19 protein-coding genes are annotated in these 22,618 nt (G+C 62.1%); 13 read left to right on the top strand and 6 right to left on the bottom strand.

The annotated features are described in order from the left end of the window. The first annotated feature begins 308 nt into the window (after positions 1-308). A complete protein-coding gene (locus tag KHO41_RS35415; protein WP_211957893.1) occupies positions 309-1,220 on the top strand; it encodes a LysR family transcriptional regulator in 912 nt (303 codons plus the stop codon). Positions 1,221-1,252: 32 nt separating this feature from the next. On the opposite strand, the gene KHO41_RS35410 is transcribed toward KHO41_RS35415, so the two are convergent. Both KHO41_RS35410 and KHO41_RS35405 read right to left on the bottom strand, forming a co-directional pair. Beyond that, complete coding sequence (locus tag KHO41_RS35410) at positions 1,253-2,152, bottom strand: N-acyl homoserine lactonase family protein (protein ID WP_211957892.1); 900 nt, start codon at positions 2,150-2,152, stop codon at positions 1,253-1,255. Between the two features lie 126 nt (positions 2,153-2,278). Then, complete coding sequence (locus KHO41_RS35405) at positions 2,279-2,668, bottom strand: cupin domain-containing protein (RefSeq protein WP_211957891.1); 390 nt, start codon at positions 2,666-2,668, stop codon at positions 2,279-2,281. 471 nt (positions 2,669-3,139) lie between these two features. Here KHO41_RS35405 and KHO41_RS35400 point away from each other — a divergent pair, with 471 nt between their 5' ends. The 5 genes from KHO41_RS35400 to KHO41_RS35380 all read left to right on the top strand — a co-directional run bounded on the left by KHO41_RS35400 (position 3,140) and on the right by KHO41_RS35380 (position 9,436). After that, positions 3,140-4,330, top strand: a complete 1,191-nt coding sequence (locus KHO41_RS35400) for a mandelate racemase/muconate lactonizing enzyme family protein (RefSeq protein WP_211957890.1) — start codon at positions 3,140-3,142, stop codon at positions 4,328-4,330. Between the two features lie 185 nt (positions 4,331-4,515). Continuing rightward, on the top strand, positions 4,516-5,853 hold the full coding sequence (locus tag KHO41_RS35395; RefSeq protein WP_211957889.1) for an MFS transporter: 1,338 nt from the start codon (positions 4,516-4,518) through the stop codon (positions 5,851-5,853). A gap of 79 nt (positions 5,854-5,932) precedes the next feature. Beyond that, positions 5,933-6,862 carry a 2-dehydropantoate 2-reductase gene (locus KHO41_RS35390; RefSeq protein ID WP_211957888.1) on the top strand — a complete coding sequence of 310 codons (930 nt, stop codon included), beginning with the start codon at positions 5,933-5,935 and terminating at the stop codon, positions 6,860-6,862. Between the two features lie 94 nt (positions 6,863-6,956). Continuing rightward, positions 6,957-7,754 carry a GntR family transcriptional regulator gene (locus KHO41_RS35385; protein ID WP_211957887.1) on the top strand — a complete coding sequence of 266 codons (798 nt, stop codon included), beginning with the start codon at positions 6,957-6,959 and terminating at the stop codon, positions 7,752-7,754. Between the two features lie 431 nt (positions 7,755-8,185). Next, positions 8,186-9,436, top strand: a complete 1,251-nt coding sequence (locus KHO41_RS35380; protein ID WP_211957886.1) for an MFS transporter — start codon at positions 8,186-8,188, stop codon at positions 9,434-9,436. Positions 9,437-9,511: 75 nt separating this feature from the next. Here the strand turns inward: KHO41_RS35380 and KHO41_RS35375 are convergent, their stop codons facing one another. Next, entirely contained in the window at positions 9,512-10,498 is a 987-nt protein-coding gene (locus KHO41_RS35375) for a PAS domain-containing protein (protein ID WP_211957885.1), read from the bottom strand. Then, on the bottom strand, positions 10,495-11,409 hold the full coding sequence (locus KHO41_RS35370) for a LysR substrate-binding domain-containing protein (protein WP_211957884.1): 915 nt from the start codon (positions 11,407-11,409) through the stop codon (positions 10,495-10,497). Before KHO41_RS35370 ends, KHO41_RS35375 begins: the two co-directional genes overlap by 4 nt. Before the next feature lie 110 nt (positions 11,410-11,519). Between KHO41_RS35370 and KHO41_RS35365 the strand changes: the two genes are divergently transcribed. The 6 genes from KHO41_RS35365 to KHO41_RS35340 all read left to right on the top strand — a co-directional run bounded on the left by KHO41_RS35365 (position 11,520) and on the right by KHO41_RS35340 (position 19,445). Further along, positions 11,520-12,605 carry a tartrate dehydrogenase gene (locus KHO41_RS35365; protein ID WP_211957883.1) on the top strand — a complete coding sequence of 362 codons (1,086 nt, stop codon included), beginning with the start codon at positions 11,520-11,522 and terminating at the stop codon, positions 12,603-12,605. A gap of 282 nt (positions 12,606-12,887) precedes the next feature. Then, on the top strand, positions 12,888-14,492 hold the full coding sequence (locus KHO41_RS35360) for a BCCT family transporter (RefSeq protein ID WP_211957882.1): 1,605 nt from the start codon (positions 12,888-12,890) through the stop codon (positions 14,490-14,492). 142 nt (positions 14,493-14,634) lie between these two features. Beyond that, a complete protein-coding gene (locus KHO41_RS35355) occupies positions 14,635-15,771 on the top strand; it encodes an aromatic ring-hydroxylating oxygenase subunit alpha (RefSeq protein WP_211957881.1) in 1,137 nt (378 codons plus the stop codon). Positions 15,772-15,837: 66 nt separating this feature from the next. Beyond that, a complete protein-coding gene (locus tag KHO41_RS35350; RefSeq protein WP_211957880.1) occupies positions 15,838-17,286 on the top strand; it encodes an NAD-dependent succinate-semialdehyde dehydrogenase in 1,449 nt (482 codons plus the stop codon). A gap of 30 nt (positions 17,287-17,316) precedes the next feature. Further along, a complete protein-coding gene (locus KHO41_RS35345) occupies positions 17,317-18,294 on the top strand; it encodes a PDR/VanB family oxidoreductase (RefSeq protein ID WP_211957879.1) in 978 nt (325 codons plus the stop codon). 62 nt (positions 18,295-18,356) lie between these two features. Then, entirely contained in the window at positions 18,357-19,445 is a 1,089-nt protein-coding gene (locus KHO41_RS35340; protein WP_211957878.1) for a porin, read from the top strand. 117 nt (positions 19,446-19,562) lie between these two features. On the opposite strand, the gene KHO41_RS35335 is transcribed toward KHO41_RS35340, so the two are convergent. Continuing rightward, positions 19,563-20,477, bottom strand: coding sequence for a pyridoxal-phosphate dependent enzyme (locus tag KHO41_RS35335; protein WP_211957877.1), 915 nt, complete (start codon positions 20,475-20,477; stop codon positions 19,563-19,565). A 189-nt stretch (positions 20,478-20,666) separates the two neighbouring features. Here KHO41_RS35335 and KHO41_RS35330 point away from each other — a divergent pair, with 189 nt between their 5' ends. Next, positions 20,667-21,584: a LysR family transcriptional regulator gene (locus tag KHO41_RS35330; RefSeq protein WP_211957876.1), complete on the top strand. Its 918-nt coding sequence runs from the start codon at positions 20,667-20,669 to the stop codon at positions 21,582-21,584. Positions 21,585-21,620: 36 nt separating this feature from the next. Here KHO41_RS35330 and KHO41_RS35325 read toward each other — a convergent pair whose 3' ends face one another. After that, entirely contained in the window at positions 21,621-22,523 is a 903-nt protein-coding gene (locus tag KHO41_RS35325; protein WP_211957875.1) for a LysR family transcriptional regulator, read from the bottom strand. Positions 22,524-22,618: the final 95 nt, after the last annotated feature.

Below are 22,618 nucleotides of genomic sequence, written 5' to 3'. Positions count from 1 at the left end.
CCAGCCAAAAAAAGTGGGGGCCTGTCGAAAACTCGGGCCGCCTTCCCGCTGAAATACAACAAGGCGGGAAAAGCCCAGCGCAACACCAGGCCACAGGTGCCAAGAATGCGGTCAAAGCATGTAGCGGCAAAGTTGTAAATGTCCGGTTTTGGCAAAGTTCCATTGCCCGCCTGAAGCTTCACCGCCCGATACTAAACTGCTGCTGCACCCAGTGTTCCCTTTGCGGTGACACGCACATCCAGTCGAGAATTACGGATGCAGTACATGCCTCTACAAACCACCGGCCCGCCTTCGACAGAAACCAGAAAATGAAACGGCAATTCGATGACCTCCAACTAGGCAGCATCGAGCTGTTCTGCCTTGCCGCCGAACTCGGAAGCTTCACCGCCGCCGCGGTGGCCGCGAGCGTGACGCCGGCGGCGGTCAGCCGCACCGTGCAAAGGCTGGAAGAACGCCTCGGCGCGCGCCTGTTCGTGCGAACCACTCGTCAGATTCGCTTGACCGATGAAGGACGGGTCTATTTCGAACAAAGCCGTGCCGCATTGGCGCAGTTGGTCGACGCGGAACGGCAGATCAGCGGCCAGCAAACCGCGCCGGCAGGACGGCTTCGCATCAGCCTGCCAACGCCTTATGCACACTATCGCGTGCTGCCTGTATTGCCTGAATTTCGGTCGCTGTACCCTGAAGTCGAAATCGACGTGCACATCAGCAACCGCAACGTGGACTTTGCCGATGACACCTACGACCTCTCCGTGCGCGGGCGCGCACCGGACGATTCGAATCTGATCGCACGCAAACTGGAAGATGCGGAGCTGGTGGTCGTGGCGACGCCCGAATATCTGCGGCGCGCCGGCAAGCCAGCGTCGCCGGACGACCTGCCCAGGCATGAGTGCATTCAGTTCGAGCGCCCCAGCAGCGGCCGCAGGATCCCATGGACGTTCCAGGTCAACAACGAGGACACGGATATCGTGACGGCCGGCTCTTACGCAGCCTCGGAAGATATTCTCGGTGGCGCGACATTGGTGCGTGCCGGCGCAGGCCTGTTCCAGACGTACCGTTTTGTTGTGGAACAGGATTTGCGAGACGGCACGCTCGTGGAAGTGCTGCAAGAATTTGGCGGCAGTACCCGGCCTTTCGTGCTGCTCTACCCTTCCGCACGCTACGTCACACGCCGGGTCCGCGCATTCGTCGATTTCCTGGTCGATAAGTTCTCAGCATAACGGCATTGCCCTCGCGACCGGTCGCCCAAACCTCAATTGTAGAATGCAGGAATCAGCTTGAGCTGATCGGATTGTTTCTTGTCATGATTGATGAAGAGCTTCGCCTTGTATGTTTCGATGAGTTTCCTGATTTTATTCATCGATGCGACAGATTCTTGATTGTTGGTATTCAGGGATGGAACTATGCTCCTCTCGAAATTCCCCTCCAGGTGAACAACGTCGCCGGAAAGAATGACAAAGCCGGAATTCTTGAGATGCACCAGCAGCGCCTGGCTGCCCGGAGTATGACCGGGCGTTGAAATGAGAACGACACTGCCATCGCCATACACATCGGTATCGCCATCTACAAGCTGCAAGTTCTTCGGCGTACCCAGCAGCTTGCGCGCCAGTGCCATCAACTGATTTACGTTCTCGTTCGATCCGTTAGGGGAATGTATCCAGCTATACTCAGCCCGCTGCATCAGAACTGCGGCGTTAGGAAACAGGTTCACATTGCCGATGTGATCGCCGTGCGTATGCGAAACGGCAACCCGACCGATATCACCCGGCTTCAGCCCGATTTCGGCAAGTTGATCCGTCAGTGTCTTGTCGAGGTGATAGACGATCAATTTCGGTAAGGTAGACCAACCCTTGGGATCGTTGAACGCCGATTCAGGAACACCCGTATCCCAAAGCAACCAGTCGCTGCCATGTCTTATCAGCCAGCAAGTTGATGAGAATTCAATACTGCGGCCGGCATTCTCGCCGGGCGTCCATACCGATTCATCGTTCGCAAGCGAGCGGCCGCAATCCAGTCGAAAGAGCTGTTCGGCGACACCGGCCTTCACGGGGTCCGGGAGCTTAGTTCCTGCGTGCGCACTCGATGCACCTTCCATCATTAACAAGAAGGCAATCAACACCGATGACGCCACTGCTTTTGTTTGTCTCAGCATGACCATTAATCCTCTGGGAAAATTCGCGGATTATCGCCGCACCGGGCTCTGCACCGCGCCGAAACATGACAACGAAAGCTGCCAAGGCAAACCAATTGCATGGCTGTTGAAGTAATTCAACCAATATCAGTGATCATGCAACACCAACGGCTTGCCTTTTTCTACGATATAGTGAGCGAGCGCCTTGAATTTCCCGCTCCCAGTATTGCACACGGTGTGCATCTCCCGGGGTCCGAATTGCAGCGGCCGCCCGGCTTTCAAGATCAGGTCCGGTTTATTATCGAACTTCGCGACAGCCTCCCCTTCCAGCACATAGGCGCTTTCGATGCCCGGATGAGCGTGCCGGCTCGTGCAGCCGCCCGGCTCGAGTTCGGCAATAACAGCCATGGTCTCGTAACCCTGCGGGAAATCAATCGTCTGTAGTGTCGTTCGCGCCTGGGCAAACGCGTTGGTTCCGCCTGCGGCAAGCGTAAAAATGGCCGTGGAAAATGCCAATGACCGTTTCGTGAATAGCATTTGTCTTCTCCTTGATTTGAATCGTTGTTATGCGGTTGTTGTCCGCGGCCAGACTTTAGGCTGAGCTTTTTTCTCGATGAAGCTCCCGCGGGGAACAAGAATTGATACATCAAGGAATAACTCACCGGCTGCTCATCGATTACAACGAAACAGCAGCAGTCCGAGTGACGCCGGCGGTCAGCCATACAGCCTTCAGGCTGGAGGTGCGCAGGCGTGTTCGGGTGCCTGGCGCGATTACGAAGCGCCAGTTGCTCCACTGAAATTGCCGCCTGGCTGATTCCGCTGCGCTTTCATGCATCGCGCAGGGAAGTGATGGCCGTAACGACTCTGCCGCCACCCAAGCGAAATCGCGTGGCGACCTCGGGTTTACCTTGGTTGCCTCCCTGCCGTCCCCCATCTAGGCTTCGCGTTAATTGTTAACAATTATTTGTTGTTTGTTGTTTGTTGTTTGTTGTCACGAACGAGAGAACCATGCGTATTGAGCACTTTGAGACCATTTCCTGCGATGCAGGGTGGCGAAACTACTACTTCCTGAAGGTGGTGACATCGGACGGAATTGTCGGCTGGAGCGAATATGACGAATCGTTCGGGCCGCCGGGTCTGACCGCGGTCATCGAGCAACTAGGTGCGCGGTTGGTCGGGAAATCGGTGTATGACCACGAAGAGGCATATGGCCGGCTTGCGGCATCCCTGCGCCCCGCTCCCTACGGGCTCAGCGCCGAGGCCATTGGTGCAATCGAGAATGCGCTGCTCGACGCGAAAGCCAAATCGCTCGGGGTACCGGTCTATCAATTGCTGGGTGGCAAGCACCGGGGCAGCATCCCCATCTATTGGTCTCACTGCGCAACCTGGCGAATCAGCCACCCAAACCTCTACCCACCGGCGATCGTCGATCTGGACGGTGTCAAGAAGGCTGGCGAGGACGCGCGCAAATCCGGGATCTCCGCTCTCAAGACCAATCTCTTTATCAATGAAAACGGCAAGCCGCGACAGTGGATGGCCGGCTTCGGCTCGCCCTACACGCCGTCGCTCAATGTGGACAAGGCATTGCTGCGCAATCTGCGTGCGCACCTCGAAGCGCTGCGCGATGGTGCGGGTCCGGACGTCGACATCCTGGTGGACCTGAATTTCAACGCGCGTACAGAGGGCTATCTCTCGCTCATCAACGCCATCAAGGACTTCGACCTCTTCTGGGTAGAACTCGATATCTACAATCCGGATGCCATGGCATACATCCGCCAACGGAGCCACGCACCGATTGCAGCGTGCGAAACGCTCTTTGGCATCCGCCAGTTCCTGCCCTATTTCCAGGCGCAGTCAATGGATGTGGCCATCGTCGACGCAGTCTGGAATGGCGTGTGGCAAGCCATGAAGATCGCCAGCGTGGCAGACGCCTTTGACGTCAACATCGCTCCGCACAACTTCTATAGCCACCTGTCGACCATGATGAACGTCCATTTCGCGGCGGCGGTGCCAAACCTGCGCGTGATGGAAGTTGACGTCGATCGGCTGGCCTGGGACGACCAGTTGTTCACCCGTACGCCCGAGATCGTGAATGGTGCCATTCAAGTTCCGGACGCGCCGGGATGGGGCTGCGACCCTATCGAAGAGGCCTTGCGCGCCCATCCGCCGCAGGTTCGTCGCAGCCATCTTGGTCTGTGAGCCCAACCGCTGGCGCACGGGGAATCGATGCCAACGGCGGGAATGCTTTTCCCCGTCGCGCCTGATTGCTACCTACTACTTCCAGTCAGCTTTCGAGGCGGGGTGGAGACCTGTCGTGGATGCTCGCGACCAGACTCCCCTCGGAAGCCACCCACCTCACAACAATCTGAACGGATGACAGGATCATGACAACAATCTCCACCTCCGCGGCGCGTCAGCGCACTGCGGAAATACACCCGAGCGACGAAGTCCGAAGTGTCTACGCCAAGGTCACGCGGCGCATTATTCCGTTCCTTTTCATCTGCTATGTGTTTGCCTATCTGGACCGGGTAAACATCGGCTTTGCCGCGCTCCAGATGAAGCATGACCTCGGCTTCTCGGATGCTGTCTATGGCCTCGGCGCCGGCATCTTCTTCATTGGCTATTTCCTGTTCGAGGTGCCCAGCAACCTGCTGCTCGAGAAAATTGGTGCACGCAAGACCATGATGCGCATCATGGTCGTATGGGGTGTCATTTCGGCAAGTTTTGCCTTTATCACGAGCCCAACGCAGTTCTATGTGGCCCGCTTCTTCCTTGGCGCTTTCGAAGCCGGGTTCTTTCCCGGCATCGTGCTCTACCTGACGTACTGGTATCCGCCCGCGATGCGGGGCAAGATCATTACGCTCTTCATGTCGGCGATCGCGGTATCCGGCATCATCGGCGGCCCCTTGTCCGGCTGGATCATGACCAACCTCAGCGACACCTCCGGACTGCATGGCTGGCAATGGCTATTCATCATCGAAGCGGTCCCGTCCGTCATCCTCGGTGTGCTCGTCCTCTTTGTGCTCGCCGACAAGCCTGCCGATGCCAGCTGGCTGTCCGTCAGGGAACAAGAGCTTGTGGCACGCGAAGTGGGCGCCACGGACACACATGGCCATGACCACTCCTTCCTGAAGACGCTGCGCGATCCGCGGCTGTATGCGTTGTCAGTGGTTTATTTCACGATTGCTGCGGGCCTTTACATCATCAGCTTCTGGCTTCCGGAAATGGTTCGCAGCTACCACGTGACCAACCCCTTGCACATCGGCATCCTCACGATGATTCCCTATCTGATCACCACCGTCGGCATGGTGGTGGTCGGCAGGCATTCGGACAAGACGCGTGAACGCCGCTGGCACGTCGCGCTCGGCATGATCGTTGCCGCCATGGGTCTGGTGGCCGTGACGTTCGTGCATAGCAGCCTGCCCGTCGCGTTGACTGTGCTTTCGATCACTACGCTGGGCGTTCTGACCGCGATGCCCCTGTTCTGGACGATCCCGACCTCCTATCTTTCCAGTTCAGGTGCGGCGGGTGGTATTGCCGTGATCAACAGTATCGGACTGATCGGAGGGTTCGCCAGCCCATCCATGCTCGGCTTGGTGAAGACCACGACGGGTTCGCTGGATTACGGCCTGTACACCTTCGCGGCAGCGCTGGTACTCGGGGCAGTTCTCCTGCTGGCTGCCATGCCGCAGCACTTGCTGCGAGAGGAAATCGGCGGTTGAACGCTGTCGACCGAGGTTTCAGGGTACGAGCAGCCGTCGTGCCCTGACCATCTATAACCCATCTGCTGATGAGGACCTTATGCGAATTCTTGTTTTGGGTGCTGGTGCAATTGGAGGCTACTACGGTGGCCGGCTGGTGCAGCAAGGTGCTGACGTTACCTTCCTCGTGCGCCCCGCGCGGCGTGCGATTCTTGAGCGCGATGGCTTGAACATACGCAGCCAGTACGGCGATTTCCATGCACCGGTGAAGACGGTCACGCAGCAGGAACTCGACGGTTACTGGGATTTCGTGCTGCTTACCAGCAAGGCCTATGACCTGGATGCCGCGATCGAAGCCATCCGCCCTGCCGTCGGGCCAGATACCGCCATCCTGCCGCTACTGAACGGCATGGAACACATCGACAAGCTCAATGGCGTATTCGGGTCCGAGCGCGTGCTCGGCGGCCTGGCGAAGATCATCGTCACGCTCGACAACGATGGAACGATCCAGCATCTGAACGACTGGTGCTACATCAAGTTCGGCGAACAGTCGGGCGTCATGAGCGATCGCGTGCAGGCACTGCAGCGCGCCTTTCCACAGGACAGCGTGGTGGCAAGCGCGGTCCCCGACATCATGCGCAACCTGTGGGAAAAACTGGTCCACCTTTCCACGGTTGCCACGGTCACCACGCTCCTCCGCGCAAGCGTTGGAGAAGTCGCCCGGGTGCCTGGCGGCACCGAGCTCTTTTACCAGGTGCTCTCGATCCATGCCGAAGTCGCCCGGCGAGAGGGTTATCCGATGACCGAGGCATTTCTTGCGGAGTACCGCCAGCTGTTCGCCAACAAGGAATCGGCCTACGTCCCGTCAATACTGCGCGACCTGGAAAGGAAATCACCGATCGAGGGCGAGCACATCGTGGGTTACATGCTTGGGCGCATCAGAGCGCATGGACTCGACGATACGGTGCACCGAATCTGCTGGATGCATCTGCAAGCGTACGATGTCCGGCGCGAGGCGGGGAGGCTCTGAAAGATCCAGGCAGTGCTCGCCCAAGTGACGGCAACACGGCTTGCGGCCCGCGGCTTCGGTACTGTCAGTTATCCATTGGCAACAATTAACAATCATGACCCAGGTGGCGGTATCATGGCAACGATCCTTCCCGTTGCGGCGGGCGGACGCGGAAGCGCCATTTCCTGGGCGAGACGGAGGGCGACCGACTCACCTGCCAAGTCAAGCACCTATGAATACTCGCATTGAAATCGACAAGCGCAGCCTGGATCGACAGGCTGCCGACTGGATCCGGGACGCCATCTTTTCCGGGGATCTGGCACCCGGCTCAAGGCTCACAGAGATCTCGCTTGCGACCCAGATCGGCCTTTCCCGCTCCACGGTTCGTGCTGGCATGCAGCGACTGGCCAGTGAGGGTCTTCTGATCCAGCACGCCTATACCGGATGGGAAGTGGTATCGCTCTCGGCAGAAGACGCCTGGGAGCTATATACGCTGCGCAGCAACCTGGAAGGGATGGCCGCCAGCCTGGCAGCCGCAAATATCGACGATGCCGGCCGCACGCAACTTCGCAAGACTTTGGCGGAACTGAAAGCTGCTATCGCAAACAAGGACCGCAGGCGCATTGCCGAAGCCGACCTGGCCTTTCACAAGACCGTCGTCGCCCTGTCACGCCATCGTCGCCTCATCGCCCAGTACGGACAGATCAGCGACCCGGTCATGCTGTACATCCTCATGACCACGAAACTGATGGAATACTCCGATGCCATCTATGCCGAGCACGAGCATATGGCCACGGCAATCCTCGAGGGCAATGTTACGGAAGCCGAGAAACTTGCCCATGACTACGCGCGCATGCATGGCGAACACCTGGTGAAGGTTCTGCGAACGCAAAGCGAATTCCAGGAAGCCTGAGTGGCTGCGCTTGCGGACGCGCCTCGCTACGTTCTCCGTGTCGAAACAAAGAACAATGAACTGGCGCTGCAGGCAGCGTCCGAAGGGCGCGGAATCGATGATGCACGGGAGCCGAGCCCTCCCGCATCGTGCATTGAACGGTCGCCGACGGAACATGACGGCGTGAAAGGCACGACATGTGCCTGATCCGCGCCGCGCAGACGCACTGTCAATGCAGCGGAACAACTGATTTGCCGCCAACCCGGATGATCTCCTGGAACGGGGAGACCACAATGGCAAGTACCGATCGATTACTTCGTCACGATTCCAGCCATTCACTCGGGCCCTGAGCAAAATCCGCCTTGCCATGGCGGCCATCGGGGATGGCGCGCGGAACTTGTGGCATGTCCGGCCAGGACGTGATCTCGGTCCACTGATCACAACCTTTTGCCATGCCGAATCCCATCAGCGCCATCTCTGCCCGTGAAGCCCATTCGGGAGCCAACTACGCGGACCGCAACGCCTCGTACTGGAAACGCAACCTGGCCGTGGCGACTTTCGGGTCGTTTACCACGCTGGTCAGTCTCAGCATGCTGCTGCCATTCCTGCCACTCTATGTCGAGCAGCTTGGCATCACAGCGCAGAACGAAATCGTCCAATGGTCCGGCGTCGCCTTCGGCGTGACCTTCCTGGCAACGGCCGTGACCGCGCCGCTATGGGGGCGGCTGGCCGATCGCTTCGGGCGCAAGCCCATGCTGGTTCGCGCGGCGGTGGGCATGGCCATCGTCATGTCGATGATCGGCCTGGCGCATAACATCTACGAACTCGTCGCCCTGCGTTTTGCGGCAGGCCTCATCGGCGGCTATGCTTCGGCGGCCACCGTCATGATTGGCACGCAGGCGCCGGCCGAACGCGCGGGATGGGCGCTGGGCGTGCTGTCCAGTGGCGCACTGGTGGGCAATCTGGTGGGTCCGCTTGTCGGCGGCCTGCTGCCGAACCTGATCGGCATCCGCGGCACCTTTTTCGCGGGTGGCGCGATGATCTCGGTGGCTGCGCTTCTGACCATATTTCTGGTACGCGAGGACTTCAGGCGACCGGCGAAAAGGACAGCGTCCCATGAGGCTATGGCGGATAGGCACGAGCGCAGTTCGCGCGTTCCGCTGGTCGCGTTGCTCGTTACAGCGACCATGGTGCTGTTTTCCAACATGTCGATCGAGCCAATTATCACCGTCTACATCGGTCAACTCGGCGTACCCCGTGCGCAACTGTCGACCATTGCCGGCATCGTCATGGCGAGCTCGGCGCTCGGCAGCGTCTTGACGGCTTCCCGGCTCGGCGCACTGGCTGACCGCCTCGGGGCCTGGCGCGTGATCATCGGCTGCCTGGTCGCCACCGCTATCGTCATGATTCCGCAGGCGTTCGTCACAAACTGGTGGACCCTCGCTATTTTGCGTGGCCTCATGGGCATGACGGTAGCTGGATTGCTGCCGGCGATCGGCAAGCTTGTGCGGCAGGCGACAAAGGAACACCAGTCAGGCAAGATGCTCGGCTACCTGCAGTCGGCGCAGTTTGCCGGCCAGGTGACGGGTCCGCTGATCGGTGGCCAGATCGGCGTGCATGTCGGCATGCGCGCGGTGTTCTTCGTCACCAGTGCGGTGCTGCTGGGCTGTGCTGCCTTCGACCGCTGGGCGAAAACGCGGTGACTTAGCTGCCCGTTATCCCATCTCCCGATTTGCTGGCCGCAGCCCGTCTTCGGCAAACTCGCGCTTTCTCACCCATCACGCGGCGCGGATCGCCAGCGCGTAGTACGACGCGCTGTCCTCGCTGCGCTCCAGCGTCGCACGGACCATCACCGCCAGCCCGCTTCCGTCCGCGCGTTGCAGCTCGGTATCGAACTTCGCCTGCGGCCTGGCGCGCGTCATTTTGCGCAGACGCGCCCCGCCGTCGGCCAGGCGTTCGGCGAGGCCGCCACCCAGCAGCGCACCGGCATCGCAGCCAATCATCTCCGCCAGCGCCGCATTGACCGACTCGCAGCGCAACTCGCCGTCCAGCAATGCCATGCCTTCCGACGTCAGCGCGAAGACCGCCCGGAAGCGCGCCTGCTGGTCGCGCAGCGACTGCTCGGCGAGCTTGCGCGCGGTGTTGTCCATGCTGATGCCGACGATCTTGACGATGCGCCCGTCCAGTTCGCGCACCGGCGTGGCGCGCGACGAAATCCAGCGGATGCTGCCGTCGGGCTGGTACAGGCGAAAGTCGAACTCGTGCGCCTTGCCCGTGCGCAGCGATTCCTCATAAGCGGCGTTCATCATGGGAACGTCATCGGCATGCACATGCTTCCAGAAGTTCTCGTTGCTGACGATGCGCCAGCCGTACACCGCTTCGACGTTGGACGAGTACGTCACGCCATCCGTGATCAGGTTCCATTCCCACGTGACGATGCGCGCGCCCTCCTGTGCCAGCTTCATGCGCGCCTCGCTCTCCATGATCTCGGCCGTGTAGCGGCGGCGCATGTCGGTCATGGGGATTTCCACCGCGCTCGATGTTTCCGCCTCCTGCCGCGCCTGCTCGCCATATCGCAGCCAGATCCAGTTAACGCCAAGGAACGCTGCCAGTTTTCGGAGCTTTTCATAATCGATCTCGCCGCCCTTCGTCCATTTGTGGACGGCCGGGCGCGATACGTCGAGCGCGTTCGCCACCGTCTGCAGCGTGAGTTTCTTGTGTTCGAGCAATTCCTTGAGGCGGAATGCAAAGCTGTTTTCTGTCATGTGCTGGATTCCCCGGTGGCATCCCCAAGATGCCGCATGAAAAACTCGACGCAGGCGCGCAGCCGTGCAGAGCCGGAAAGGCGCGAAGGATACACCGCCCAGATATCCGCGTCTTGCCGGTAATCGGGCAGCACCTGCACGAGGCGGCCGGCTTCGAGGTCAGGTTTCACGTCCCACATCGAGCGCAGCATGATGCCGCGCCCGGCCAACGCCCAACCCGTGACGATCTCCCCGTGATTGGACGACAGGCGCCCGCCGACCTTGACGTTGCGATCGCCGTCCGGCCCGGTCAGGCGCCAGATGCCGAACGGATGATCGCGCTCTTTCGTCACAAGGCAGTCGTGCTGCGCCAGCGCATCGGGGGTCTGCGGCACGCCGCGCGCCGCGAGATACGAAGGGGCTGCGCACAATACCCGCCAGTTGCGCGCCAGCCGGCGGGCAATCAGGTGCGGGGCGATGTCATTGCCGATGCGGATGTCGAGGTCGATCCCCTCGGCCACGAGGTCGACCAGCTTGTCGAACACGTCGAAGCGGATTTCCAGCCCTGGGAATTCATCGCACAGCGTCGAGATCAGCGGCGCGACATGGCGCCTGCCGAAGCCCACGCTGCTGCCGATCCGCACCAGCCCGCGCGGCGCACCGCCGCCTGCGGAGACGTCGTCCATCAACTGGCCGATTTCGTCAAGCATGTGGCGCGCCCAGCGGCACACGCGGTCGCCGCTTTCGGTCAGCGATACCTGGCGCGTGCTCCGATGCAGAAGTTGCGCACCCATCGCCTGCTCGAGCGCCTTCACGCGCTTGCTGACATAGGCCGGCGAGTTGCCCAGTTCCTCCGCAGCGGCCACGAAGCTGGCGCGCTGCGCGACCAGGCAGAACACCCGCAGGTCTTCCAGTGGGGGCAGATTATTCACGATTCGTGTTTCCTGTATCCACGCTTGCGCGGATGATCCGCGCGCAGTTTCCCGGCATCCTCGATCGCGTCCAGACCACCAGACACACCAGACCCGAGCGAGACACCGCCATGACCAAACCATCTCCAGCTTCGTTCCGGATCGCCGCCATCGCAGGCGACGGTATCGGCAACGAAGTCCTGCCCGAAGGGCTGCGCGTCGTCGAAGCCGCCGCGCGCAAGTTCAACCTGCCCATTGAAGTGCGCCACTTCGAATGGGCCAACTGCGACTACTACCTGCGCCACGGCAAGATGATGCCGGACGACTGGAAGCAGCAGCTCGACGGCTTCGACGCCATCTACTTCGGCGCCGTGGGCTGGCCCGACAAGGTACCCGACCACATCTCGCTGTGGGGTTCGCTGCTCAAATTCCGCCGCGAATTCGACCAGTACGTCAACCTGCGCCCCGTGCGCCTGCTGCCTGGCGTGCCCTGCCCGCTGGCCGGCAAAAAGCCCGGCGATATCGACTTCTACGTGGTCCGCGAGAACACCGAAGGCGAGTACAGCTCCGTCGGCGGGCGCATGTACGAGGGCACCGAGCGCGAGCTCGTGATGCAGCAGTCGATCTTCAGCCGCCACGGTACCGATCGCATCCTGAAGTACGCGTTCGAACTGGCGCAATCCCGTCCGCGCAAAAAGCTCACGTCGGCCACCAAGTCCAATGGCATTGCCGTCAGCATGCCCTGGTGGGACGAGCGCACCGCCGCGATGGGTGCGCAATACCCCGAGGTCAAATGGGACAGCCAGCACATCGACATCCTGTGCGCCCGCTTCGTGCTCCAGCCCGAGCGTTTCGACGTGGTGGTCGCCTCCAACCTGTTCGGCGACCTGCTCTCCGACCTCGGCCCGGCCTGCACCGGCACCATCGGCCTGGCGGGCTCGGCCAACCTGAACCCGGAGCGCAAGTTTCCCTCGCTGTTCGAACCGGTGCACGGCTCGGCGCCGGACATCTTCGGCAAGCAGATCGCCAACCCCATCGGCATGATCTGGTCGGGCGCGATGATGCTGGATTTCCTCGGCGGTGAAGCAGGACGCCAGGCGCATGACGCCATCCTTGCCTCGATCGAGACTGTGCTGCGCGAAGGCCCGCTGACGCCGGATGCCGGCGGCAAGGCCGGCACGAGCGACGTGGGCAAGGCCATCGCCGAAGCCCTCTGACGCGGCTTGCGCGGGGACGTGACGCACGATTCGCCTTGTGCGTCCTTCTCCGCAACGTAAGACCGCCCATCCGTCACACAAGAAATTTTTTTCCGCGCGGAGCTTGTGCATGTCCGGAATCTTGCCTAAAGTTTGTGTAAACCAATAGTTATTGTAAACCACTGGTTTACAAAAAGCAAGACAAAAGCAAGACGATCAAAACGACACGGGCACAGCCCGCGCCGGACAGACAAGTTCCACCACAAAGCACCGATGCGCCAAGACGCATTGGAGGAGACTCACTTGAAAACGTCCACGCCCCGCCGCGACGGATTCCTGACCGTCTGCACGCTCACCGCCGTGCTGGTCACCGTCATCGCCATGGTTCGCTGGCCAGCCGAAGCGGCCGCCACCGCCTCCCACCTCTTCGAATGGTCCACGCGCTCCTTCGGGTCGCTGGTCCAGATCTTCGTCTTCGGCTGCGTCATCGCCTGCCTGGCGCTTGCCTTCAGCAAGTACGGCAACGTGCGCCTGGGCGAAGGCAAGCCCGAGTACTCCACGCTCTCGTGGGTCTTCATGTTCATCTGCGCCGGCATGGGGTCGTCGACCATGTACTGGGGCGTGATGGAGTGGGTCTACTACTACCAGTCGCCCGGCCTGAACGTGCCCACCGGCACGCGCGAGGCGCTGGAATACTCGATCAGCTACTCGTTCTTCCACTGGGGCCTGAGCGCCTGGGCGGTGTACGCGCTGCCCTCGCTGGCCATGGCGTACCACTTCCACGTGCGCAAGAACAAGGGGCTGAACCTGGCGTCCATCATCGAAGCCATCACGGGCTTCCGCGCCACCGGGCCCGTGGGCCGGCTGGTGGACCTGATCTTCCTGCTGACGATGTTCGGGGCGCTGACGGTTTCCATCGCGCTGACCGCGTCGACCTTCACGCGCGGCCTGTCCGGGCTCTTCGGCGTGCCCGATACGTTCGTCACGCAGCTGATCGTGATCGTCGGCGTGTCGGTGCTGTTCTCCGCGAGCGCCTACATCGGCATCAACGGCGGCATGCAGCGCCTGAGCCATATGGTTTGCTGGGGCGCGCTGCTGCTGGCCGCGGTCGTGTTTGCCATCGGGCCGACCCTGTTCGCCGGCAACAACATCGTCAACGGCCTGGGCCTGATGCTGCAGAACTACGTCCACATGAGCCTGTTCACCGACCCGACCGGCGACGGTGCCTTCAGCCGCGGCTGGACGGTGTTCTACTGGCTGTGGTGGGTGTCGTACTCGCCGGGCGTGGCAATGTTCGTGGCGCGCGTGTCCAAGGGACGCAAGATCAAGGAAGTCATCTACGCGCTGATGCTGGGCGGTAGCGTCGGATGCTGGTTCTTCTTCGGCGCGCTGGAAAGCTACAGCATGCACCAGTTCATGTCAGGCGCCATCGACGTGCCGCGCATCCTGAAGGAGCACGGCGGCGAGACGGCAGTGGAAATGCTGCTGAGCGCGCTGCCTGCGGGCAAGGTGTTCCTGGCCGTGTACCTGGCGATCATGATCGTCTTCCTCGCAGCCCACGTGGATGCCGTGGCCTATGCCGTAGCGGCCACCACGACCCGCAACCTGCAGGAAGGCCAGGACCCGTCGCCGACCAGCCGCGTGTTCTGGTGCGTGATGCTGACGCTGGTGCCGCTGGCGATGCTGTTCGTCAAGGCGTCGCTGGAAACCATGAAGACGGCAGTGGTGCTGACCGCCATCCCGTTCCTGGTCATCCTCAGCATCAAGCTGTTTGGCCTGTTCCGCTGGCTGCTGCAGGACCACGCCGACACGCCGGCACACCTGATCGAAGCGGCCCGGCCTGAAGGCGACAGCCAGACCGTGACCACAGTTACCACCGACCGCGAAGCTGCCGTCGCCAACATCTGATGATGAATTGATGGACAGGGCGGCGCCATCGCCGCCCCTTTCCGACACATCGACCCTTTGCCCGCCCGCGGGCCTTTTATTCCGCCTTGTTGTTAAACAATATTTAACGCTTAACCACAAATTAACCAAAGGAACCAGAATCATGGAGAAGACCCTGGACAACGCCGCCGTCAAGCTGCCCGCCGATTTCTGCGCTGACGACGAAAACGCCTGGACCCTGCCCGCCTCGTACTACACGAAGGAAGCCGTCTTCGAGTACGAGAAGGAAAAGATCTTCGCCAATAGCTGGATCTGCGTGGCCCACCGCAGCGAACTGGCCGAGTCGAACGACTACGTGACCCGCGAGATCATCGGCGAAAGCATCGTCGTGCTGCGCGACCGCGAAGGCGTGCTGCGCGCCTTTTACAACGTGTGTCCGCACCGCGGCCACCAGTTGCTGCAAGGCAGCGGCCGCGCGAAGAACGTCATCACCTGCCCGTACCACGCCTGGACCTTCAAGCTCGATGGCGAACTGGCGCTGGCCCGCAACTGCGACAACGTCCCCAATTTCGACAAGAGCAAGTCCAGCCTGGTCCCGGTCAAGGTCGAGGAATACGCCGGCTTCGTGTTCGTCAACATGAATCCGGACGCCGGCAGCGTCGAGGAACAACTGCCCGGCCTGGAAGCGCGCATGCGCGCCGCCTGCCCGGTGATCGACGAACTCCACCTCGGCGCCCGCTTCGTGACCGAGACACCGGCCAACTGGAAGTCCATCGTCGACAACTACATGGAGTGCTACCACTGCGGCCCGGCACACCCCGGCTTCTCGGACTCCGTGCAGGTCGACCGCTACACCCACACGCTGCACGACAACTGGTCGCTGCAATTCGGCCACGCCAAGTCGTCGGAAAAGTCCTTCAAGCTGGACGAGTCCGTGAAGGACCCGAGCTTCAGCGGCTTCTGGGCCTGGCCTTGCACGATGTTCAACGTGCCGCCGGGCGCCAACTTCATGACGGTGATCTACGAGTTCCCGGCCAGCGCCGAAGTCACGCTGCAGCACTACGAGATCTACTTCCTGAACAAGGAACTGACCGAGGACCAGCAGAAGCTGGTCGAGTGGTATCGCGACGTGTTCCGTCCGGAAGACCTGCGCCTGGTGGAAAGCGTGCAGAAGGGCCTGAAGTCGCGCGGTTATCGCGGCCAGGGCCGGATCATGGTCGACCGCCAGCGCAGCGGCATCAGCGAGCACGGCATCGTGCATTTCCACCGCAAGGTGGCGAAGGAATACGAAGGCGCCTGAGCGCCGATGCTCCCCCTCTCCCACGCACGGGAGAGCGAAGCCAACCCCGAAACGGAGACCAGACAAATGCAACTGAAGGACAACGCCCTCTTCCGCCAGCAGGCACTGATCGGTGCCGAATGGACCGACGCCCCCGACGCCGCCACCGTTACCGTGTCCGACCCCGCCACGGGCGAGCTGGTCGGCACCGTGCCGCTGATGCGCGAGGCCGGTGCCGTGGCCGCCATCGAGGCCGCCAATGCCGCCCTGCCCGCCTGGAAGGCCCGCACCGCCAAGGAGCGCGCCGCGCTGCTGCGCAAGTGGTTCGACCTCATCATCGAGAACGAGGACGACCTCGCCGCCATCATGACCCGCGAGCAGGGCAAGCCGCTGGCCGAAGCGCGCGGCGAGATCCGCTACGCCGCCTCGTTTATCGAGTGGTTCGGCGAGGAAGCCAAGCGCCTCTACGGCGACGTGATTCCCTCCCCGTCGGCCGACAAGCGCCTGGTGGTGGTGCGCGAGCCGATCGGCGTCTGCGCCGCCATCACGCCATGGAACTTCCCGGCTGCGATGATCGCCCGCAAGGCTGCGCCCGCACTTGCCGCCGGCTGCACGATGGTGGTCAAGCCCGCGAACGAGACGCCGTTCAGCGCGCTGGCGCTGGCCGAACTGGCGCTGCGCGCCGGCATTCCGGCGGGCGTGCTGAACATCGTCACCGGCGACGCGGCGGCCATCGGCAGCCAGTTCACTGGTCATCCGCTGGTGCGCAAGCTGTCGTTCACCGGCTCCACGCCGGTCGGGCGCCTGCTGATGCAGCAGTGCGCCGGCACGGTCAAGAAGGTGTCGCTGGAACTGGGCGGCAATGCGCCGTTCATCGTGTTCGAGGACGCAGACATCGACGCGGCGGTCGAGGGCGCCATCCAGGCCAAGTACCGCAACGCCGGCCAGACCTGCGTCTGCGTGAATCGCCTCTATATCCACGACGCCGTGTATGACCAGTTCGTCGAGCGTTACGTCAAGAAGGTCGCCGAACTGCGCGTGGGCAACGGCTTCGCGTCCGGCAGCGAGATTGGCCCGCTGATCACCACAAAGGCGGTCGCCAAGGTCGGTGAACTGGTAGCGGATGCCGTAAGCAAGGGCGCGCGCGTCGCCATCGGCGGCGGCGTGCACGAGGCCGGTGCGCAGTTCTTCGCGCCGACGGTGCTGGCGGACGTCACCCCCGGCATGCGCGTGCTGGACGAGGAGATCTTCGGACCGGTCTCGCCCATCGTCCGCTTTACCTCGGAAGCTGACGTCGTGCGCATGGCCAACGACACCATCTATGGCCTTGCCGCCTACTTCTTCAGCCGCGACATCGGCCGCGTCTGGCGCGTGGCGGAGCAGCTCGAGTACGGCATCGTCGGCATCAATACGGGCCTGTTCTCGAACGAGGTAGCACCGTTCGGCGGCGTGAAGCAGTCGGGCCTGGGCCGCGAGGGCTCGAAGTACGGCATCGAGGACTACCTCGAAATGAAATACCTCTGCATGGCGCTGTAACGCGCGGCAGCACATCCGGAAGACAGCAGCATGGGCAATCCCTACCAGACCCTCCAGGTGCGGGTGTCGCGCATCGAACACGTGACCCCGCTGATCAAGCGCTTCACCATGGAAGCGGTGGACGGCAGCGAACTGCCGCCCTTTACCGGCGGCAGCCACGTCATCGTGCAGATGCGCGACGGCGAGCGCCAGTACAGCAACGCCTACTCGCTGATGAGCTCGCCCGACGCGCTCGGCAGCTACCAGATCGGCGTGCGGCGCGAGGAGAAGTCGAAAGGCGGCTCCGCGTTCCTGCACGACAAGGTCGCCGAGGGCGACGCGCTGACCATCACGACGCCGAACAACCTGTTCGCGCTCGATGATGGCGCGCACCACCACGTGCTGATCGCGGGCGGCATCGGCATCACGCCGTTCATGTCGCAGATGCACGAACTGCGCAAGCGCGGTGCGTCGCACGAGTTGCACTACGCGTTCCGTGCCGACGAGCACGGCGCGTTCCGCGATGAACTGGCGGCACTCACGCAGCAGTCTTCCGGGGGCAACGTCAACTTCTACGTCGACAGCAAGGGGCAGAAGCTTGACCTGTCCGGCTTGCTGGGCGGCATGGCGGCCGGCGCGCATGTCTATGTCTGCGGCCCCGCCCCGCTGATCGACGCCGTGCGCCAGGCCGCGCAAGACGTGGGCCTGGATCCGTCGCGCGTGCACTGGGAACAGTTCGCCGCGCCGGAACAGGCCGGCGATGCCTTTACCGTGGTGCTGGCGAAATCCGGCAAGACGGTGGAGGTCGCCGCCGGCGAGTCGATCCTGAAAGCCATCGAGCGGGACAGCACCGTGCCGGTCGAATGCCTGTGCCGCGAAGGCGCGTGCGGCACCTGCGAGACCCGCATTCTGGAAGGCGAGGCCATCCACTTCGACCAATACCTGAGCGACAAGGAAAAGGCGGCACAGAAGACGATGATGATCTGCGTGTCGCGAGCGAAGGGCGCAAAGCTGGTGCTCGACCTGTAAGCCACAACACAAGAAAGGCCGGCGCACGAAACGCCGGCCGCCACCCCTCCCGAGGAGACCCGATGAGGAAATCAGCCAGCCTCTGGCTGCTGGCGGGCGCCCTGCTGCCTGCCGCTTTGCCTTCCACCACCCATGCCCAGTCGAACGTGATGCTTTACGGCGTCGTCAGCACCGCCGTGCGCTACACGTCGAATATCGACGGAAAACACAACAACCAGACGGAACTCGTTTCCAGCGGCATTGGCGGCAGCCGCTGGGGCCTGAAAGGCAACGAGGATCTCGGCGGCGGCAACAAGGCCGTCTTCCTGTTGGAAAACGGCTTTGGCACCGACGACGGCAAGACCGCCTACAACGCACTGTTCGGCCGCCAGGCCTACGTCGGACTCTCCGGCGACTGGGGCGCCCTGACCTTCGGCCGCCAGTACAACGCGCTGAACAATATCGGCTGGGCCTTCGATCCGCTCGACCAGAGCTGGGGCAATTTCTGGTCCGACCCGCTCTATACGGGCGGCGATATCTTCTTCCAGGGCTACCGGGTCAACAACAGCGTGGTTTACAAGAAGACGATCGGCCCGGTCAGTGTCCAGCTCGACTACGGCTTCGGCGAGCGCCCCGGCAGCACGGCGCGCGGGGCAACGTTTGGCGGCGGGGTCATGTACCAGCAGGGGCCGCTGTCCTTCGGCGTGGCTTATGACCAGCAACGCCCGGGCACCGGCGACAACACGCTGCACAACTACTCGGTCGGTGCGTCGTACGTGATCGGCAACGCCACGGGCTACGTTGGCTACATGGGCCGGCGCGAGACCACGCCGGACGCCCGCTTCGGCATCGCTTTCGTCGGCCTGGGCTACCAGGTCACGCCGGCCCTGCACCTGTCGGGCGCGTACTACCGCTACAACCAGAGCGGCAACGTGACGACGCAGTTCCAGGCCACGCCGATCCCGCTGGGCAGCGGCAATGCCGACGCGGTCTCGGCCGTGGCCGACTATGCGCTGTCCAAACGCACGAGCCTGTTCCTGGAGGCCGACGCCACCTTCGCGCGCGGCGGCACGGTCGGGCGGGAAACGGAGTACTGGGGCGGGACGCCGGTCACCGACATCCACAGCACGACGCGGGTGGGCGTGATGGCGGGGGTTCGCCACCTGTTCTGAGGCACCTTCGCACACCGCACTTCTGCGCGAGAACCTCGGCACAGAAGTGCCCGGTCCAGCCTCGGCCCCCGGTGCTGCCCGTTGATGTCAGTACGTGCGAGGTCTGCGTCGCGGATATTACGACCTGCCCCACGCACGGATTTGATCGATCGTCGCGGTGGCACCTCCACATACAATCACCAGGACGTTGTCGTGGCCTTCCAGTGCCGGGGCACGATCATAGACTGCGGCAAGGCTTGCACCACAAGCAGGTTCCACCAAAATACGGTGATCCGCCAGGAAGCGTTCGCAGGCAGACAGTGCACTCCGGTCCGAAACTACGACACTTTGGACGGGATGCGCGGCGGCGCATCTCAAAGCCTGCTCACAGACACGCTTGGCGCCGAGCGACGTAGCAACGCTGCTTAATCGCTCCAGTTCAACCGAATGACCCGCCCTGACTGCTGCGTGAAACGAAGCAGCGCCTTCCGTTTCGACTGCCAGGACCGGCACGTCATGCCATTTGTTACGGTGCAGGCCCTCTACGACGCCAGAGAGCAGGCCGCCTCCGCCTACGGACAGCACCACCGCGTCCGGCTTGCATCCCGCCTGAGCAACCTCGTCGATCATGGAGGCGTGCCCATGCCACAGCAGCGGATCGTCAAACGGATGCAGGAAGGCATCATTCGGGCCTAGCAGCGATTGCGCATGCTGGTTAGCCTCTTGCCAGGAGCCGCCGTGGACGACGACCTCGGCTCCCTCCATGCAAAGAAGCTTCCTGGCCATATCCGTTGTGGTTTCCGGCACGACTACCGTTACCGGAACGCCGAGACGGCGCCCGGTATATGCCACGGCAAGCCCCGCATTCCCGCCGGAGGAAGAGACAAAACGCCTGGCACCCCGGGCCACATAGGTTTGGCATGCGTGGCCGATTCCCCTGATCTTGAACGAGCCCGGTGGCTGCAAGGCCTCAAGTTTGAGCCACACCCTTCGGCCAGCAAGAACGCTCAAAGGGCGCGACTCCACCAGGGGGGTTTCAATATGCAGATTCATAAGAACGCTTTCCTCATCAGACCGAGACGTTGGAGGTACCCCGGCTTCCCGTTCGTGGTCAACTAGAAGGGCATAGGATAGGCATACGCCTTTATGCATTCAAATACCATTTGATATCACCCGATATACTTTTCTGGTATATCGAGCCGCTCGGTGCTCGCTTCATCATCCATTCGTCCGGAAACAGGAATGCGAACGATCGAAATGCGCCATCTTCGTTACTTCATCGCGGTCGCGGAATCGCAGAGCATCATCGCGGCATCGCGCGCGCTAAACATCGTGCAGCCCGCGTTGTCTCGTCAGATCCGGGATCTCGAAAATCAAGTGGGAACGCCTTTGTTTGTCCGGCACACCAGGGGCGTGGAACTTACCCCTGCCGGCGCCAGTTTTCTTCTCGACGCCAGGCAAATCCTGCGCGACGCGGCCGATGCGTGCGAGCGCGCCAGCCAGATTGGTCAGGGACTCAGCGGAACACTAAAGATCGGCGTGCTGCCGAACTATCTCTTCTTGCCCGAGACGCTCGCGATCCTCGGACACTTCCGGGACCATCAGGCCGACGTGATGCTGTCCGTCGAACCGATGCTGTCGCTGCAGCAGGCAGAATCCATTCGCAACGGGGAACTGGACGGCGGCATCATGGCCTGGCGTCCCAAGGAAGATGCAACGCTGCGTGGGGTTCGCCTTCTGCGCGACGGCTTTGTGCTGGCCCTGCCCAGCGCGTCGGCACAGGCGGCATCGCTCCCGGAGCGTCTGGCCGATGTGGCCAGCGAGACATTCATCTGGTTCAGTCGCGACCGCTCTGCTCCACAGCACGACGCGCTGATCGCCGCATGTGCCAGGGCCGGCTTCGTCCCCAATATCGCCCAGATCGGCACCGACATCCCGACGATCCTCGGGCTGGTAGCCGCAGGCATGGGATGTGCGTTCGTGCCCGCCAGCGTAAGGCCAGTATGTCCGCCGACCGTACACCTGGTGGCGCTGAAGGACTTGAATGTCCAGCTTGATGTTGAATTCGTCTGCAGCGCAGATACCTGTCCCCCTACGGTCGAGCGATTCCTGGCGTCGGTCCGCAGTGTGGTGAGAAGCGCGGGACGACATCGCGCCTAAGCCCGGAAATCGGGTGACAGCCCGTATCGGCTGGCTTCAGGTTGCTGCGGCCGTGTCCGAAGTCAGCGTTTCATACAAGGCCTCTGCAGCAGGCTGCAAAGGCCTGTCTCGGCGCCGTATCAGCGCCAGGACCCGATCCACGGAAGGTTCGACCAGCAGGATGCCGCAAAGCCGTGGATGATCCTGCGGCAGCACCATGCCAGGCAGCACGGCCATCCCCAGGCCAGCCTCGACAAGGGCCAGCACGCCAACAACGTGGTTGGCTTCGTAGTGAATAGTGGGACGTCGCTTGAGGTGAGCGATGGCATTTTCGATCAAGGCGCGATTGCCGCTTTGCTTCGACACGCTCACCATCCTCTGGCCCGCCAGTTCCTCCCAGGCAATGCAATCTCGTCCGGCCCACGGGTGGTCCCGCCGCAATGCCAGCCGGTATGGCTCGGCGCGGATGGCGCGGAATTCGATGTTGGGCTCCTGGGCACCCACGAAGTTGAGACCGAAATCGGACTCTCCCGACAAGACGCTGGCCAGTACGGCATTCGCGCTCTCGTCGATCACGCGCACGCGCACGCCCGGATGCTGGCTGCCAAACCGACGGATGGCATGGGGCAGGAAATGCAGCGCCGCGGAGGGTATGGCTGCCACGGTCACCAGTCCGCGCTGGAGCGCAACCTCGTCGCCGAGTCGCAGTACCGCGCTATCGAGGATGTCCAGCGCTGCGCGCGCCTCCTCCAGGAACTGCCGTCCGATATGGGTCATGTCCACACGGCGCGTGGTGCGCTCAAGCAGGCGTGAGCCAAGGGTCATTTCCAGCTTTTCTATACGCCGGCTCAGCGCTGGCTGCGAAATGTGGAGCGCCTCCGCAGCCATGCGGAAACTGCCCTTTTCTGCGGTCGCAACAAATGCCTGCAGGTCTTCCAGGCCGAAATTAATGCGTGACATGCATCGATTCTTCAGAACATTGCAATTCACAGATTAATCGTCTCTGAATACCCTTGCAATGTCCACGTAGCACCTGTCGACGGTGCCGCGAAATA

Origin of the sequence: Cupriavidus numazuensis (assembly GCF_905397435.1) — a bacterium.
Taxonomy (GTDB): Bacteria; Pseudomonadota; Gammaproteobacteria; order Burkholderiales; family Burkholderiaceae; genus Cupriavidus; species Cupriavidus numazuensis.
Note: the sequence above shows the minus strand (reverse complement) of the source record. Positions and strands in the feature narration are given on the sequence as shown.